At 53.8% G+C, this 14458-nt stretch carries 17 protein-coding genes; 6 read left to right on the plus strand and 11 right to left on the minus strand.

All coding sequences use genetic code 11. From position 1 onward, the window contains the following. Window positions 1-86: 86 nt before the first annotated feature. From ACEQ15_RS19010 to ACEQ15_RS19020, 3 genes are all read left to right on the plus strand, one after another. Complete coding sequence (locus ACEQ15_RS19010) at window positions 87-1289, plus strand: aspartate aminotransferase family protein (RefSeq protein ID WP_370280834.1); 1203 nt, start codon at window positions 87-89, stop codon at window positions 1287-1289. 35 nt (window positions 1290-1324) lie between these two features. Beyond that, complete coding sequence (gene argF, locus ACEQ15_RS19015) at window positions 1325-2245, plus strand: ornithine carbamoyltransferase (RefSeq protein WP_370280835.1); 921 nt, start codon at window positions 1325-1327, stop codon at window positions 2243-2245. A gap of 110 nt (window positions 2246-2355) precedes the next feature. Continuing rightward, complete coding sequence (locus ACEQ15_RS19020) at window positions 2356-3270, plus strand: LysR family transcriptional regulator (RefSeq protein WP_370280836.1); 915 nt, start codon at window positions 2356-2358, stop codon at window positions 3268-3270. Window positions 3271-3345: 75 nt separating this feature from the next. On the opposite strand, the gene ACEQ15_RS19025 is transcribed toward ACEQ15_RS19020, so the two are convergent. Continuing rightward, on the minus strand, window positions 3346-3723 hold the full coding sequence (locus tag ACEQ15_RS19025; protein WP_282350658.1) for a carboxymuconolactone decarboxylase family protein: 378 nt from the start codon (window positions 3721-3723) through the stop codon (window positions 3346-3348). 127 nt (window positions 3724-3850) lie between these two features. On the opposite strand from ACEQ15_RS19025, the gene ACEQ15_RS19030 reads away from it, so the two are divergent. Beyond that, on the plus strand, window positions 3851-5203 hold the full coding sequence (locus tag ACEQ15_RS19030) for a class II 3-deoxy-7-phosphoheptulonate synthase (protein WP_370280837.1): 1353 nt from the start codon (window positions 3851-3853) through the stop codon (window positions 5201-5203). Next, the gene (locus ACEQ15_RS19035) at window positions 5200-5529 is read left to right on the plus strand and encodes a YqcC family protein (protein WP_370280838.1); all 330 of its coding nucleotides are present in this window, start codon (window positions 5200-5202) and stop codon (window positions 5527-5529) included. The genes ACEQ15_RS19030 and ACEQ15_RS19035 overlap by 4 nt, the downstream gene beginning before the upstream one ends. Before the next feature lie 76 nt (window positions 5530-5605). Here the strand turns inward: ACEQ15_RS19035 and ACEQ15_RS19040 are convergent, their stop codons facing one another. Genes ACEQ15_RS19040 through ACEQ15_RS19055 form a run of 4 tightly spaced genes read right to left on the minus strand, consistent with a single transcriptional unit; the run spans window position 5606 to window position 7882 of the window. After that, window positions 5606-6004: a CBS domain-containing protein gene (locus tag ACEQ15_RS19040; protein ID WP_370280839.1), complete on the minus strand. Its 399-nt coding sequence runs from the start codon at window positions 6002-6004 to the stop codon at window positions 5606-5608. Then, the gene (locus ACEQ15_RS19045) at window positions 6001-6351 is read right to left on the minus strand and encodes a P-II family nitrogen regulator (protein WP_370280840.1); all 351 of its coding nucleotides are present in this window, start codon (window positions 6349-6351) and stop codon (window positions 6001-6003) included. Before ACEQ15_RS19045 ends, ACEQ15_RS19040 begins: the two co-directional genes overlap by 4 nt. A gap of 35 nt (window positions 6352-6386) precedes the next feature. Next, window positions 6387-7181, minus strand: a complete 795-nt coding sequence (locus ACEQ15_RS19050) for a DUF1538 domain-containing protein (protein WP_370280841.1) — start codon at window positions 7179-7181, stop codon at window positions 6387-6389. Then, window positions 7181-7882 (minus strand): DUF1538 family protein, encoded by a 702-nt coding sequence (locus tag ACEQ15_RS19055; RefSeq protein ID WP_370280842.1) that lies wholly within the window; start codon window positions 7880-7882, stop codon window positions 7181-7183. The genes ACEQ15_RS19050 and ACEQ15_RS19055 overlap by 1 nt, the downstream gene beginning before the upstream one ends. Before the next feature lie 267 nt (window positions 7883-8149). On the opposite strand from ACEQ15_RS19055, the gene ACEQ15_RS19060 reads away from it, so the two are divergent. Beyond that, complete coding sequence (locus ACEQ15_RS19060) at window positions 8150-9202, plus strand: DUF3549 family protein (RefSeq protein WP_370280843.1); 1053 nt, start codon at window positions 8150-8152, stop codon at window positions 9200-9202. Between the two features lie 72 nt (window positions 9203-9274). On the opposite strand, the gene ACEQ15_RS19065 is transcribed toward ACEQ15_RS19060, so the two are convergent. From ACEQ15_RS19065 to ACEQ15_RS19090, 6 genes are all read right to left on the minus strand, one after another. Then, window positions 9275-10516, minus strand: coding sequence for an NYN domain-containing protein (locus ACEQ15_RS19065; RefSeq protein ID WP_370280844.1), 1242 nt, complete (start codon window positions 10514-10516; stop codon window positions 9275-9277). A 340-nt stretch (window positions 10517-10856) separates the two neighbouring features. After that, window positions 10857-11591, minus strand: coding sequence for a replication protein P (locus ACEQ15_RS19070; RefSeq protein ID WP_370280845.1), 735 nt, complete (start codon window positions 11589-11591; stop codon window positions 10857-10859). Window positions 11592-11598: 7 nt separating this feature from the next. After that, entirely contained in the window at window positions 11599-12513 is a 915-nt protein-coding gene (locus ACEQ15_RS19075) for a DnaT-like ssDNA-binding domain-containing protein (RefSeq protein WP_370280846.1), read from the minus strand. A gap of 70 nt (window positions 12514-12583) precedes the next feature. Further along, entirely contained in the window at window positions 12584-12991 is a 408-nt protein-coding gene (locus ACEQ15_RS19080; RefSeq protein WP_370280847.1) for a CBS domain-containing protein, read from the minus strand. Between the two features lie 118 nt (window positions 12992-13109). Continuing rightward, window positions 13110-13964: a formyltetrahydrofolate deformylase gene (gene purU / locus ACEQ15_RS19085; protein ID WP_370280848.1), complete on the minus strand. Its 855-nt coding sequence runs from the start codon at window positions 13962-13964 to the stop codon at window positions 13110-13112. A gap of 120 nt (window positions 13965-14084) precedes the next feature. Beyond that, entirely contained in the window at window positions 14085-14429 is a 345-nt protein-coding gene (locus ACEQ15_RS19090; protein ID WP_370280849.1) for a 4a-hydroxytetrahydrobiopterin dehydratase, read from the minus strand. Window positions 14430-14458: the final 29 nt, after the last annotated feature.

Raw genomic sequence — 14458 nt, forward strand, 5'->3', positions numbered from 1 at the left:
GAGGTTGATTAAGGGATAGACACCACATAGAATCGGCTTTTTAGTGGCAGCTGTTAGCTGCCTTTTTGCGTTGTATGGAGAGGATTATGGCACTAGAGCCAGTAATGAAGACCTACAACCGGCTTTCAGTTGCTTTTGAACGCGGTGAAGGCGCGTGGTTGTACGACACGGATGGAAACAAGTATCTGGACGCTCTGAGCGGCATCGCTGTTACCGGTCTGGGTCACGCACACCCAGCTGTAACTCACGCTATCAGCGAGCAGGCAGCCCGCCTGATGCACACTTCCAACCTCTACTCTATTCCCCTGCAGGAGCAGTTGGCTGAACGCCTGACTCGCATCTCAGGTATGGACAACGTATTTTTTGGCAACTCCGGCGCTGAAGCGAACGAAGCTGCCATCAAGATCGCGCGACGATACGGCCACGAAAAAGGCATCGATCTGCCTACCATCATCGTGATGGAAAACTCTTTCCACGGCCGTACCATGGCAACCCTGAGTGCTACCGGCAACCGTTCCGCCCAGGCTGGCTTCGAGCCGCTGGTTGCGGGTTTTGTCCGTGCACCTTACAACGATGTAGATGCGATTCGCACCATCGCGGCTAACAACCCTAATGTAGTAGCTATTCTGGTTGAGCCGATTCAGGGGGAATCCGGTGTAATGATCCCAGCGGATGATTACCTGCCTCAGTTGCGCGACATCTGTGATGAACATGACTGGTTGCTGATGCTGGACGAAGTTCAGACCGGCAACGGCCGCACAGGTACTTACTTTGCTTACCAGCAGAGCGGTATCGTGCCTGACGTAGTTACCACTGCAAAAGGTTTGGGTAATGGCATGCCGATCGGCGCCTGCCTGGCAAGCGGCAACGCAGCGAAAGTATTTGTACCTGGCAATCACGGTTCCACCTTTGGTGGTAACCCGCTGGCATCCGCCGCAGCCCTGGCCGTTGTAGACACCATCTGCAACGAAGGTCTGGCTGAGCGTGCTAAAGAGCTGGGTGAGCGCATTGTCAACGGCTTCCGCGATCAACTGAGCGGTGCCGAATACGTTAAAGAAGTACGTGGTCGTGGTCTGATGATCGCCATCGAACTGACCGAAGCCGGTACCGAACTGGCCGTACTTGCCAAAGTAAAAGGTGTTCTACTGAACGTGACTGGCGGTGGCAAGATTGTCCGAATGCTGCCTCCACTGATCATGTCCGATACTGAAGCGGACCTGCTGGTTAACACCATTTCCAAACTGATCAAGATCTACTCTGCTGACGATCGTGCCAAGCCGCGTGTATAACACGCGGCTACGTCTGACGTAGCGAGAAAATCACCATGACTACAAGACATTTTTTGACTCTGCGGGACCTGTCTCCTGCGGAGCTTAGCTCTGTTGTTGATAGAGCAACCGAACTGAAAAACATTCTTCGCAGCGGCGAAGTGTACGAACCACTGAAAAACCGCGTGATGTCGATGATTTTTGAAAAATCATCCACCCGTACCCGTGTGTCTTTCGAAGCCGGCATGGCACAGTTTGGCGGTCACGCCATGTTCCTGTCGCCACGCGATACCCAGCTGGGTCGCGGCGAGCCGATCTCCGACAGCGCACGTGTGATCTCCAGCATGGTTGATGTGGTTATGATCCGTACCCACGGTCACGAGATCGTGGAAGAGTTTGCAGCAAACTCCTCTGTACCGGTGATCAATGCACTGACCAACGAGTACCACCCGTGCCAGCTGCTGGCCGACATGCAGACCTACCGCGAACACCGCGGCAGCATCAAGGGCAAGACTGTGACCTGGGTGGGTGACGGCAACAACATGTGCAACTCCTACATCAACGCTGCACGCCAGTTCGACTTCCACCTGAACATCGCCTGCCCGGAAGGGTTTGAGCCGATGCAGGAACTGCTGGAAGAGAACAAAGACCGCATCAGCATTTTCCGCACCCCGGCCGAAGCGATCAAGGACAGCCATCTGGTTGTGACCGACGTTTGGGCATCCATGGGTCAGGAAGAGGAGCAGAAAGAGCGCGAGATCGCCTTTGCTGGCTACCAGGTAACCCCGGAACTGATGGACCTGGCCGACAAAGAAGCAGTCTTCATGCACTGCCTGCCTGCACACCGTGGCGAAGAAGTGAGTGCCGAGATGATGGACGATCCACGTTCCGTTGTTTTCGACGAAGCGGAAAACCGCCTGCACGCGCAGAAAGCCCTGCTTGAGTTCCTGATGGTTGGCCTGCCAAGCAACGATTAAGACTCATACCTGACCGGTCGAACCGGATTATCTGCTAATCCGGTTCGATTCACCTCTTTCCCTTCAGAGCAACTATACTTCGACATACATCTGTCACAGGGGAGCGCACAATGATCGAACTTCGTCATCTGAAAACTTTGTCTGCTCTGCGGGATGCGGGGAGTCTGGTTGAGGCGGCCGAGCGAGTTCATTTGACCCAATCTGCGCTCTCACACCAGATCAAAGACCTCGAAGACCGCTTGGACTGCTCACTGTTTATCCGCAAAACCAAGCCGATCTGCTTTACCAGTGCAGGCCAGCGTCTGCTATCTCTGGCGGATGAAATGCTGCCAATGATCCGCAGTGCCGAGCGTGATATCGCCCGCCTGGCCGGTGGCGAAGCGGGTCGTCTGAATCTTTGTATCGAATGTCACAGCTGCTTTGACTGGTTGATGCCAACCATCGACCACTTCCGCCAGCACTGGCCGGAGGTCGAACTGGACCTGTCCAGCGGCTTCAGCTTCCACCCACTGCCCGCACTGGCTCGTGGTGACCTGGACTTGGTGATTACCTCCGACCCGGAGCCCCGCAATGGCATCGCGTACGTTCCGCTGTTTACCTATGAGTCGGTTCTGGCGATCAGCAAGCAACACCGCCTGATGGCACGCCGCTTTGTACAGCCAAGCGATCTTGAGCAGGAAGTCCTGATCACCTACCCGGTCGAGAAAGAGAAGCTGGATGTGTTCAACTACTTCCTGGACCCGGCTGACATCGAACCGGCCAATATCCGTACAGCTGAACTAACTGTGATGATGATGCAGCTGGTTGCCAGCGGGCGTGGCGTCGCCGCCCTGCCAAACTGGGCACTGCATGAATATGTACAGCGGGATTACATCGCCGTGCGATCACTCGGCGAGAAAGGGGTATGGTGCACACTCTATGCCGCGATCCGCGAAGACCAGAAGAACGCTGACTTTATGGTGGACTTCCTCAGCACTGCCAAGGAAGTCTCCTTCCGTAATCTGTCAGGTATCAAATCCGCCTGACGATTAACACCCCATGCAGAAGGACAGGGATGTTCTTTCACTTTTGCCACCCGATCCATCCGGATCAAGCTACAATTAGCCTTCCCAGTTTTCGATCACTTCTTTCGCAGCACGAAACGCTTCCTGCGCAGCTGGCGCACCGCAATACACGATAGAGTGCAACAGTACTTCCTGGATCTCTTCCGGCGTACAGCCGTTACGCAGCGCGCCACGCACATGGCCTTTCAGTTCCGTCGGTGCTTTCAGCGCCGCCAGCATCGCAATGGTTACCAGGCTGCGTGTTGAACGCGGCAGACCCTCGCGCTGCCAGGTGGAACCCCAGGCATTTTCGTTTATCCAATCCTGTACCGGTGCCGTAAATTCGGTGGTGTTGTCGATAGCGCGCTGTACAAACTCTTCACCCATCACCTCGGTGCGTACAGCTAACCCTTTTTCACGATCTTCAATTGACATGTCATATCCTCCAAAAAATATGCGGTTACCCTAACGCAAAACAACAAACAGGAAAATCACACTCTTGTTTATCCGGCGCGATGCCTTACACTGTCGCCCTTAACTCAGGAAATACTCAGGATAAGAAATGCAAAACTGGACCCCGAATAGCTGGCGGAACCTTCCGATTGTCCAGCAGCCGGAATATCCGGATCAGGCCGCACTTAAGCAGGTAGAAGAGACGCTCAGCACAATGCCTCCACTGGTATTTGCAGGTGAGATCCGTAACCTGCAGTCTCACCTCGCTGAAGTTGCGAACGGTAACGCCTTTTTAGTGCAGGGCGGCGACTGTGCGGAGAGTTTTGCTGAGTTTAACGCTAACAAGATTCGCGATACCTTCCAGGTACTGCTGCAGATGGCGGTTGTACTGACCTTCGCGGGCAGCTGTCCGGTGGTGAAGATCGGTCGTATGGCGGGTCAGTTCGCTAAGCCGCGTTCCGCTGCGACTGAAACCAGCGGCGGTATCGAGCTGCCAAGCTACCGTGGCGATATCGTTAACGGCATCGATTTCACAGCTGAATCCCGTGTGGCTGACCCAGAGCGCCTGTTGCAGGCGTACCACCAGTCCGCTTCCACCCTGAACCTGCTGCGCGCATTCGCTCAGGGTGGTTTTGCCGACCTGCATCAGGTTCACCGCTGGAACCAGGGTTTCGTAGACAAGAGCCCACTGGGTGAGAAATACCAGCACCTGGCAACCCAGATCGATCAGGCACTGGCCTTCATGGAAGCCTGCGGCCTGACCTCTGAAACCACACCACAGATCCACGAAACCAGCCTGTACACCTCCCACGAGGCGCTGCTGCTGGGTTACGAGGAAGCACTGACCCGTAAAGACAGCATCACTGGTCAGTGGTACGACTGCTCCGCCCACATGCTGTGGATCGGCGACCGTACCCGTCAGCCGGATCACGCCCACGTTGAGTTCCTGAAGGGTATTCAGAACCCGATCGGCGTAAAGGTAGGCCCAACCACCTCCACCGATGACCTGATCCGCCTGATGGACATCCTGAACCCGGACAACATTCCAGGCCGTCTGACGCTGATCGCCCGCATGGGTGCCGACAACATCGAAGACATGCTGCCACCACTGGTACGCACTGTGAAATCCGAAGGCCGCAACGTGGTCTGGAGTTCCGATCCGATGCACGGCAACACCATCAAGGCCTCTTCCGGCTACAAAACCCGCAGCGTGAACGCGATCCTGAAAGAGATGAAAGGTTTCTTCCAGGTACACCGTGCTGAAGGTACGTATGCAGGTGGTGTGCACTTCGAGATGACCGGCCAGAACGTGACCGAGTGTATCGGTGGCGCTTACCAGATCACCGAAGAGGGCCTGGCGGATCGCTACGACACCTTCTGTGACCCTCGCTTGAACGGCGAGCAGGCACTGGAACTGGCGTTCCTGATTGCGGATACCCTGAAGGAAGCACGCGGTAAATGAGCGACCGCACAGCCCGCGTCAGCACCCTGCTGATCGCAATCCATGAAGAGATGCACAAGCAGCAGCTGTGGGGTGAGCAATCGCCCTCAGCTGAAGCACTCGCCAGCACACAGCCTTTCTGTGTGGATACACTGCTGTTCTCGGAGTGGATTCAGTGGCTGATGATCCCACGCTTGCAGATGATGATCGCGCAGCAGATGCCACTGCCACAGAACAGCAATATGCATGCGATGGCCGAGGAAGCATTCAAAACACTGGATGCTGATACCGCGCAGCTGGAATCACTGATCCAGCACCTAGACGACGCCCTCAACGTACGTCATTGATATCGTACTAAGAAGGCATAAAAAAACGGGCTCGACCGCAAGGTCAGAGCCCGTTTTTATTGGGTCAGTTATCTGATCAGATCAGACCTTTCAGCACAATGTCGTTGTAACTCACAACACCCATTACCTGACCGTTATCGATTACCGGTGCACGCGCCAGACCAAAGTTATCAAACAGACGTGCACAGTAGCGTACGTCCATGCGGGACTCTACAGACACCACCGGCTTGGACATCACTTCGTATACATTGACACGCTCTGGAGAGCGATCTTTCGCTACCACCTGCTTGGCAATGTCTGACAACAACAGGATACCGTACTCGTCGTCTTCGTGGCGTTTGTTGATCAGCAGAGCGCTCACCTGTTTCTGTCTATACAGCTCCAGTGCATCCTTGATCGTTACCAGGCCATCGACCATCGCAAAGTCCTGGGTCATCACGTCTTTTACTCGAACAACAACTTTTTCGCTGCTCATATCTCTTCCTCTACCACATTGGACAGGGTCTGAATCTGATGGGCTACACCCACCGCATCTTCAACATCCAGCTGAATCGCAATTCCTCGGCCCGGCGCTTCGTCAAAACCCGCTACTTCACCGATCGTTTCCAGAATCTTGCGACTAAGGTGTTCTTCAGTAATAAATAGCAGGACATCACGCTGGGTTTCCAGGGTCAGGCCAAAGAACGTTTTGGTTTTGGTAACACCCTCACCACGTGCGTTGTTGATAACGGTTGCACCGGTTGCACCTGCTTCTCGCGCAGCCTTCATAACCAGTTCTGTTTTGGTATCTTCGACAAATACCACTAACAGTTTGAAATGCACGGCAAATTCTCCGTTTTTACGTCGCTAAATAATGGTCAGGCATCCGCGGTTTCACGGACTTTTGCGTCGCGCTTCGCCAACCATTCTGTCATCTGTGCATAGCCCATCACCGTAATCATCGGGAACAGACTTGCAAAAGCAATCAGGCCAAAGCCGTCAATCAGGGCACTACGCCCCGGTACGGTTTCAGCCAGCCCCAGGCCCAGTGCCGCCACCAGCGGTACCGTTACCGTGGAGGTGGTCACACCACCTGAATCGTACGCCAGCGGCACAATCATCTTCGGCGCCCACACGGTCTGAATCACCACCACGATGTAACCGGCGATGATGAACCAGTGGATCGGATAACCGGTCACGATGCGCCAGGTACCCAGTGAGATCCCCACGGCAACCCCCAGCGCTACTGCGATACGCAGGCCCCAGACACCAATCGCACCACCGGACACTTCATTGGCCTTGATCGCCACCGCGATCAGTGACGGCTCGGCAATCGTGGTACTGGCGCCGATCATAAATGCGAACAGGAACACCCAGTAGTAATCCGTCCAGTGCAGGGCACCCGGTACACCGTCACTCCACTGACTGATGAACTCGGGGTTCGTCAGCTGTTCGGCCATCAAGCGACCAATCGGGAACAGGGCTTTATCCAGCCCCAGCAGGAATAACGCCAGGCCGACAATCACATACGCAAAGCCGATCACAACACGCTTCACATTCGGGATTGGGCGGCGAATCACAAACAACTGGAAACCAAAGATGATCGCCGCAATCGGGATCACATCCTTGATGGTGGCCAGGGTAATGTCGATCAATTGCATGATGAATTCCATCAGATCACCATCCCGTAAGCCATGACAAAGATCATAGGAGTCAGTGAGGCGAAGGCGATCAGACCGAAGCCATCGATCATCGGATTACGTCCTTCAATCGACGAAGCCAATCCCACACCCAGCGCGGTCACCAGCGGCACTGTAATGGTTGAAGTGGTTACACCACCGGAGTCATACGCGATGCCGATAATCTCGCGCGGTGCAAACATGGTCATAATCACCACCATGATATAACCCGCAATGATCATGTACTGGATCGACCAGCCCTTAAGAATACGCAATACACCCAACACAATGGCCAGGCCTACGGAAAAGGCTACGGTGAAACGCAGGCCGTTGGCATAGCTTCCCCGGGCCTCGGCTGAATCAATGATCATGCCCCCGGTTGCAGCCACCTTGGCCGCCTCATCCGCCACAGCAATCAAGGCGGGTTCCGCCACCGTGGTCCCGAACCCCAAGCAGAAGGCAAAGACCAACAGCCAGATGACACTGCCCTTTCGGGCGAAGGCATGAGCCATCGTTTCCCCGATAGGAAACAGCCCCATCTCCAGGCCATAGATGAAAAACGTCAGTCCGGCGACGACGCACAGCAAGCCAACAACGAGTCCGACAAAGTCGGGCACGCCCTGCTGTAAAACAAAGATCTGGAAAAATCCGATGACAAGAATGATTGGTGCTAAGTCACGCAGACTGCCAATCATCGAGCGTCCTAATGCAAGAAGAGCGCTGTTCAAGAGCCCTGTATCTCCCTAAGTGAAAATAACCTTTAAAATGCTAAGGTTAGGGTATCCGCTTTAAACTTTTGTTGCAAAAGACGCATACGATAAAAGTACTAAAACATGACTTGATCCCAATCAAGCAGAACAACACCGATCACATCGCCCGTATCCGGCCAAGGTAGCGCTGTTGATTGTGCCTGAGCACTGGTAAAATCGGCCCCGTTTCAGAAATCTTTATCGAGATCGATCATGTCCCAAATCCCATCCCTTGTTGAGTTTTTGCGCCAATCCGAGACCCAGTTGCGTATCTTTGATATGGGCCGCCGTGTCAGCAAACTGTCTGCTGAAACATTCAACAAAGTGGAACAGGCACAGGTACCATATCCATCGCCGTTTATGCACCACGCATGGATTGCGCTGTTGATGTGGAACCCGAAGTTGAAGGACCAGAACGTGGTGTGGTTCCTGAAGTTGCCGCTGGATGAACAGGGTTACCTGGTACAGGCAGCACGTGATGATTTCATGAACCGCCTGATGCAGAACATCAGCAACGTACTTTCCGGTGATCCGGACAGCGCCAAGAAAGACGCCCTGCAGGACAACCCGTTCTCCTTCAAGCCGGAACAGGAGAAGATGGCGATCTTCCACGCTCATGCGACTCTGGCGATTGGCCAGCCTGCCTCCCAGTACTACGAATACGCACAGCAGTACTTTGACGGTCAGTTGGGCTACGACCAGTGGCAGGCACTGGGTTATCAGGGCATTGCGGACCTGGTGGTGCGTCATGACAAGGGCCGCAACAGCGAGATCCTCACCAAGGCGATCCCACAGCTGCCGGACGAAGTCTACGAAGTGCTCTGCACTTGCCTTGAGAACATCACCCCGGATCACAAGCTGTTTGCCGCGCTGAGTGCACGCATGCAGACCAGCCTGCAGTCCGACGGTACAACGGCCAACCATGTGGCGGCACAGATTCGTGCAATCTCAAATGGCCACAACGAAGAAGCCAAGCGTGACCTGGTGCTGGCGGTACTGAATACCGAACACGCGCTGGAAGCGGAAGTGCTGGCAGCCATCGCAACCCGCTGCAACGTCAGTCTGCGTTTCCCTGAAGTACTGAAGCCGTACCTGGAAGCGCTGGCCGCGGGCAAATCCGGTCAGGTGGGTTTCTCCCGTATTCTGGCGGATCTGATGTTTATGCCGGACCTGCGTGCACTGATCCTGCATGTGTTCCGCAGCCCGGATCGCAGCGAGAAACTGTCCGAAGCGATCGGCCAGATGTTTGGCAATAACCTCGATTAATCTGACCAACAGACACTAAAAAGGCGGTATCAATCGATACCGCCTTTTTTATTTTTGCCACCTACGACCTGATTATTCGTAGTTATACACAAACTTGATCAGGCGTGAGAACGAGGTGTTGCCAACAAACACTTCAGACCATTTGTGCGCGTTAAATTCAGATTCCGGCTGGTGTTTGCGGAACAGGATGATCAGGCGCTTGATTAGGTTCTTCTCCATATCCTCATGGCTGACGATACTGTGCAGGATCTGCGGGTTGTAGCTATCCTCGGTACGCTCAGCCAAATAGCTCTGCGAGCGGTACAAGGTATAGATGATCTTGTATACCGCAGTCTGCTCACCGTTACTGAGGCCAAGCTCGTCGGTCACCTGCTGGGAGAGCTCCTTCAGCGGCACCCCTTCAGGATTCTCGGCTAGGATCTCATCAGCTTTGTGGTAGATCTGTAGGCGTTGGTCGTGACTTGGCAGGTCTGCCTTGAGCTTAAAGACGCTTTTCACGAAATCCATGTATTCCTGCAACAAGCCAGTTGGACGCTGCTCCTGTGATTCCGCTCGCTCAACTACCGCTCCAGGTACGATGGAGACGATTACATCACCGCCCTGTGGTTCGGTAGAGATGATTCCCTTCCCTTCCAGCATTTCGCAGAAACCACGGAAGGAGCCGTACGGGTAGTTCTTGAAGTCCAGATCGGCACGCGCCTTCATCTCCGGTACCAAAGTAGCGCCCAACGGTTTGCGGTCTTCGCTTTCCAGATATTCAACCGTTTCCAGCAACAGATCGACCACGTCCTGTTCGCTGTTGAGCGTACGCCTCTTGATACGTGGCTTATGGGAGCCCAGCTCATCATGGTAGTAGAAGATATCGCAGGCACTGCGGTACAACTCACCCACGGAGTCGCTGGTACTACCGATGCCGATCACGGTTTTACCGATCTCCTTCAGCTTGGCAAACAGCGGCATGAAGTCACGATCATTGGCGATCACCGCAAAACAGTTGATGTCCGGGTAGGTATACGCGATGGACAACGCCTCGATCGCCAGACGGATATCGGCGGTGTTTTTGTAGTTGTTGTAGTGGGGAATGTCCTCGTGCTGCACCAGGTTCGCCTGCAGCATCTGACGCAGTTCCTGTTTCTTATCTGCAGCCATCGGCAGCTTGACGATATCACCGAAGGAACGGCGGATGCTCACGCGGCCGTGCTCTTCCAGTTTTTTGATCTCCCCCTTAATGTCCATGGCCAAGCCGTCATCAAGGCAGAAACCTACAAAGTTATCCAGGTCGATAAATAGTGCTATACGTTCGTTTTGTTCCATTTATTCAGTCCCTAGTGATGAAGGAACCGCAGCCAAAGCCGGGGGATATAAACGGCTTCATTACGGACTCCTTGGAAACACGCTGACAGCTCCAAAGCCGGTCGCCGGACCCAAATCCTTTATAAGGCAGCAATCAACAGCTTGAGGAATTTCGCCCCTCGTTCTTCTATGTCAGGTTTAATCTATAACAACTCTGATTAGAGGGTAACGAAGAGCGGCAGCGCATGAAACACCCACATTGCACGGGTGCGAAAAGGATAATGCGGGAAAAATATGACAAGTACCAGTTAAGACAGAGAGAAACAGCGTTCCCTCTGTCGAACAGGTGTGATTACTACAGTTACTGGTAGTCGTCAGGCAGTTGGATGCCCAGTGCATCGGCGTCTTTCTGAGCGATCTCTTTAAAACGCTGGCGGGTGGCACTGCCTTTTGGCTTCATCAGGTAGTAAAGCAATTTAGCCGCAACCTGCGGCTCCAGATTCTGCTCTTCACCCCAGCGCTGAATAAAGTCGACCAGTGTATTGTCGCTTTTATCTTCCAGCGCCATCGGCACCGCCTCCTCCAGGTTTTCACCATCGCGTACACGCTGGCACATCACCTGGTAGTGGTAGTTAAAGTCGCCCACCACATCGGACTCATCTTCGGTGCGCAGACGGAACCAGCCGGTCGCCTTACCCGCCTGATACACCGCCGGGTGACTCCAGGTGTGCTTGGTCGGGTGATCGGCGTGCATGCAAGCTTCAACATAAGCGTTACGGGAAGCTGGCAAGCCATGATCGCCGCGCAGCTCCTGCAGAATAGCCAGAAACTCGGAAACCGATGGCATCCACGCCAGTGACTCTTTGCAACGGTCGATTGCCGCCACAAGTTCGGATTCGTTGTAACCACGCAGGCTCAGCGCCCATTCACGCTTGGCCAGACGCAGCTCATCCTGGGTTTCGAAGCAACTTTTGAATTTGTGCCCGTAGATCGCCATAAAGCGGGCAAAGATCATATTAACGAGGGTTTTGGTCTCGTTAGAGATTGCCTGGGGCTGTGCCTGCCCACCCGCCTGTGCGTGTGGATTCACGGGCACCTGGGTTTCACCAGTCGGTGTCCTTGATGTCCATGATGGCTTGGGTAACCCGTTTTCGTTTTTCGCGAGTATCTCTGCGGGAGTTTTCATTGTTAAAACTTTTCTCTTGCTGCGCCACGCGCTGTTCTCGCGCATCGCGCGTCTGCTTCTGCACCCAGTCTCGCTTCACCCAGGCCAGGAATTTCTGGTCCCAGTTGGATTCACGGCGGTCTCTGTTTACCCAGTAAAGCACAAACTCATCAATGCAGCTGCGGGCAAACTCTTCACTGATCCCGTGACGCGGTAGCAGCTCGAAGAAATTGGCGGTGGGCTGCCACCCCAGGAACATGGTGTGCAGGTGCTGATTGCGCTCTTCGTGTTGTTCAAAGATTACCTGCAGCTCACTCTTGTGTCGACGCCAACCGGTACTACCGCCAAAGGCCGGTGCCGGTGTGCGCTGCGCGGGCGACTGCTGCCATTGCGGCTCTTGCACCGGTGGAGGTGCTGGCTGTTGAGGCGGTTGTGCCATGCCCAGCGGGGGCGGCTCATCGATTGATAGTGGCGGTTGATCTACCACCTGCAGGCGGCTCACCATCTCTATTTCGGGTTCCGCCACAACTGTCGGTTCGCTGACTTCCGGTGCTGCTTGTTCCTGCTCCTGAAGCAGCACAATCTTCACCAGCGTTTTGCTGACACTGGCGTCGATAGCACCCTGTGATACCAGGCTGTTGGTGACCATGGCGATCTGGTCCTGTGACCAGAACGGCACCAGCTGTCGCCAGCTCTGCGTATCCAGTTTGATCTCAGTACCACTGCGTAAACGCAGCCCCATACGCTGGGAGAGTTGATGATAGATGCCCAGCAACAACGCCTCTTCCAAGCCAAATTTCTCAGCCAGAGAGGGATAGATAAGCAATGGTTGTTCGGGAATCTGGTAACCCATCAGCAGTTCAGTACCTTACAAATAAAAAGGCCGCAGACAAAGCTGCGGCCTGAATTCACAGCACACAACGTTAACCGTCTTGAGCAAAGATCTCAACCGCTCGCAGGATATCGCGACGGCTAATCTGCCCAATCACCTTACCGTCTTTTACAACCGGTAAACGACGACGGCCGTTATTAATAAATTCTTCCGCGACTGCGATGATGTCAGCATCGTAATTGACGGTGTGAACTTCGTCCACCATGTAATCGCCAACCACACCACCCATCTCTTCTTCATGATAGGTAAGCGTCAGAATTGCACGTAGGCAGTCAGCTTCAGAGAGTAGCCCCACCAGCTTGCCGCCACTATCAATGACCGGGGCACCGGTAATCCCGTTGTCCACAAGTGCATTAATCGCTTCAAACAGGTCAGTTTCCGGTTTGAAGGTGATCAGGGCTTCACACATGTAATCCTGAGCTTTTACGGATCTGAGCATTGGGTTTCCTCCTTGCCGGGGCTGTTCCCCAGAGACAACATCTTGGGATATCGAATCCAGCCCTCTTCCTTAATCTTTATACCAATACTAGCCGACTGGCAACGCGAAAGTTCATACTTTAGTTAAATACGACTGTTTTATTGCCCTGCACCAAGATTCGGTCCTGCAGATGCCAGCGTAAACCGCGCGACAGAACCATCTTCTCCACGTCACGGCCCAGGCGCACCATCTCTTCCGGGGTGTCCTGATGGCTGATGCGAATCACATCCTGATCGATGATAGGACCGGCATCCAGATCTTCAGTTACATAGTGGCAGGTTGCCCCGATCAACTTCACACCACGTTCGTGTGCCTGGTGATACGGCTTGGCACCGGCGAAGGATGGCAGGAAGCTGTGGTGAATGTTAATGATACGACGCTCATATTCGGCACAGATATCCGATGGCAGAATCTGCATGTAACGCGCCAGCACCACCGTATCGGCTTCATGCTTACGAATCAGTTTGCTGACCTGTTCAAAGTGCTCAGCCTTGTTCTCTTTATCAACCGGTACATGGAAGTACGGGATATCGTGCCATTCCACCATACTGCGCAGGTCGTCATGGTTGGAGATCACACACGGGATTTCACAATCCAGTTCACCTTCGTGGTAACGGTGCAGTAGGTCTGCCAGGCAGTGAGACTGACGGCTGGCCATCAAAATCACCTTCCGCGGCTGAGCAGAGTCATGGATCTCCCAGGTCATGTTGAATGACTGGGCGATCGGAGAAAACGCATTGCACAGCTCTTCCAGAGAAAACGGCAGCGATTCAGCACGGATCTCAACACGCATGAAAAACCAGCCGGTACTTGGATCGGAGTGCTGGTTGGCATCAGCGATTGAGCCGCCATGACTGGAAATAAAGTTACTGACCATTGCCACAATGCCTACCCGATCCGGGCAAGACAGAACCAGTCTGAATCTACGTTCCATTTGTTCTTTGTCCCCACAAAGCTATGCTATTTTCGCGGCTATTCTAGCCCGAATATTTTACAAAGGCACTGACGTTAAGCCGCATCCCTAAGGCTTTTCACCTTCAATGAAACTCTGACTTCAGGATTCGCAGAATAACTGATCAGATTTTGCCGCACAGATAAAATCGTTCTGATGAAGCCCACTGATCGCATGGGTGTACCAGATCAGACGCACATAGCCCCAGCCAAGACTGATGTCGGGATGATGATTCAGCGATTCAGCCAATTCACCGACTTTGTTGGTAAATGCCAACGCATCAGCAAAGTTTCGGAACTTATACGTCCTTTCCAGCTGTGGCACACCACTTGCGCTGATCATCTGCCATTCCGGCAATTGAGCCAGCAGTTCATCTGCCTCATGTTCCCCAACCTGAGGCGAGTCAGCACGGCAGGCGGTACATTCCTGGGATGCTAGGGTACTCATGGCTATCTCCTCATCTTTATATTCGTTAG

Source organism: Pontibacterium sp., assembly GCF_964228735.1.
Lineage (GTDB): Bacteria > Pseudomonadota > Gammaproteobacteria > Pseudomonadales > Balneatricaceae > Pontibacterium.

Bases quoted from the DNA above. Each gene is read 5' to 3' on its own strand.
- ACEQ15_RS19060 (WP_370280843.1), top strand. From the start codon at position 8,150: ATGTCCCAAATCCCATCCCTTGTTGAGTTTTTGCGCCAATCCGAGACC.
- ACEQ15_RS19050 (WP_370280841.1), bottom strand. From the start codon at position 7,181: ATGGAATTCATCATGCAATTGATCGACATTACCCTGGCCACCATCAAG.
- ACEQ15_RS19080 (WP_370280847.1), bottom strand. From the start codon at position 12,991: ATGCTCAGATCCGTAAAAGCTCAGGATTACATGTGTGAAGCCCTGATC.
- ACEQ15_RS19040 (WP_370280839.1), bottom strand. From the start codon at position 6,004: ATGAGCAGCGAAAAAGTTGTTGTTCGAGTAAAAGACGTGATGACCCAG.
- argF (WP_370280835.1), top strand. From the start codon at position 1,325: ATGACTACAAGACATTTTTTGACTCTGCGGGACCTGTCTCCTGCGGAG.
- ACEQ15_RS19075 (WP_370280846.1), bottom strand. From the start codon at position 12,513: ATGGGTTACCAGATTCCCGAACAACCATTGCTTATCTATCCCTCTCTG.
- ACEQ15_RS19055 (WP_370280842.1), bottom strand. From the start codon at position 7,882: ATGATTGGCAGTCTGCGTGACTTAGCACCAATCATTCTTGTCATCGGA.
- ACEQ15_RS19090 (WP_370280849.1), bottom strand. From the start codon at position 14,429: ATGAGTACCCTAGCATCCCAGGAATGTACCGCCTGCCGTGCTGACTCG.
- ACEQ15_RS19020 (WP_370280836.1), top strand. From the start codon at position 2,356: ATGATCGAACTTCGTCATCTGAAAACTTTGTCTGCTCTGCGGGATGCG.
- ACEQ15_RS19035 (WP_370280838.1), top strand. From the start codon at position 5,200: ATGAGCGACCGCACAGCCCGCGTCAGCACCCTGCTGATCGCAATCCAT.
- ACEQ15_RS19025 (WP_282350658.1), bottom strand. From the start codon at position 3,723: ATGTCAATTGAAGATCGTGAAAAAGGGTTAGCTGTACGCACCGAGGTG.
- purU (WP_370280848.1), bottom strand. From the start codon at position 13,964: ATGGAACGTAGATTCAGACTGGTTCTGTCTTGCCCGGATCGGGTAGGC.
- ACEQ15_RS19010 (WP_370280834.1), top strand. From the start codon at position 87: ATGGCACTAGAGCCAGTAATGAAGACCTACAACCGGCTTTCAGTTGCT.
- ACEQ15_RS19030 (WP_370280837.1), top strand. From the start codon at position 3,851: ATGCAAAACTGGACCCCGAATAGCTGGCGGAACCTTCCGATTGTCCAG.
- ACEQ15_RS19065 (WP_370280844.1), bottom strand. From the start codon at position 10,516: ATGGAACAAAACGAACGTATAGCACTATTTATCGACCTGGATAACTTT.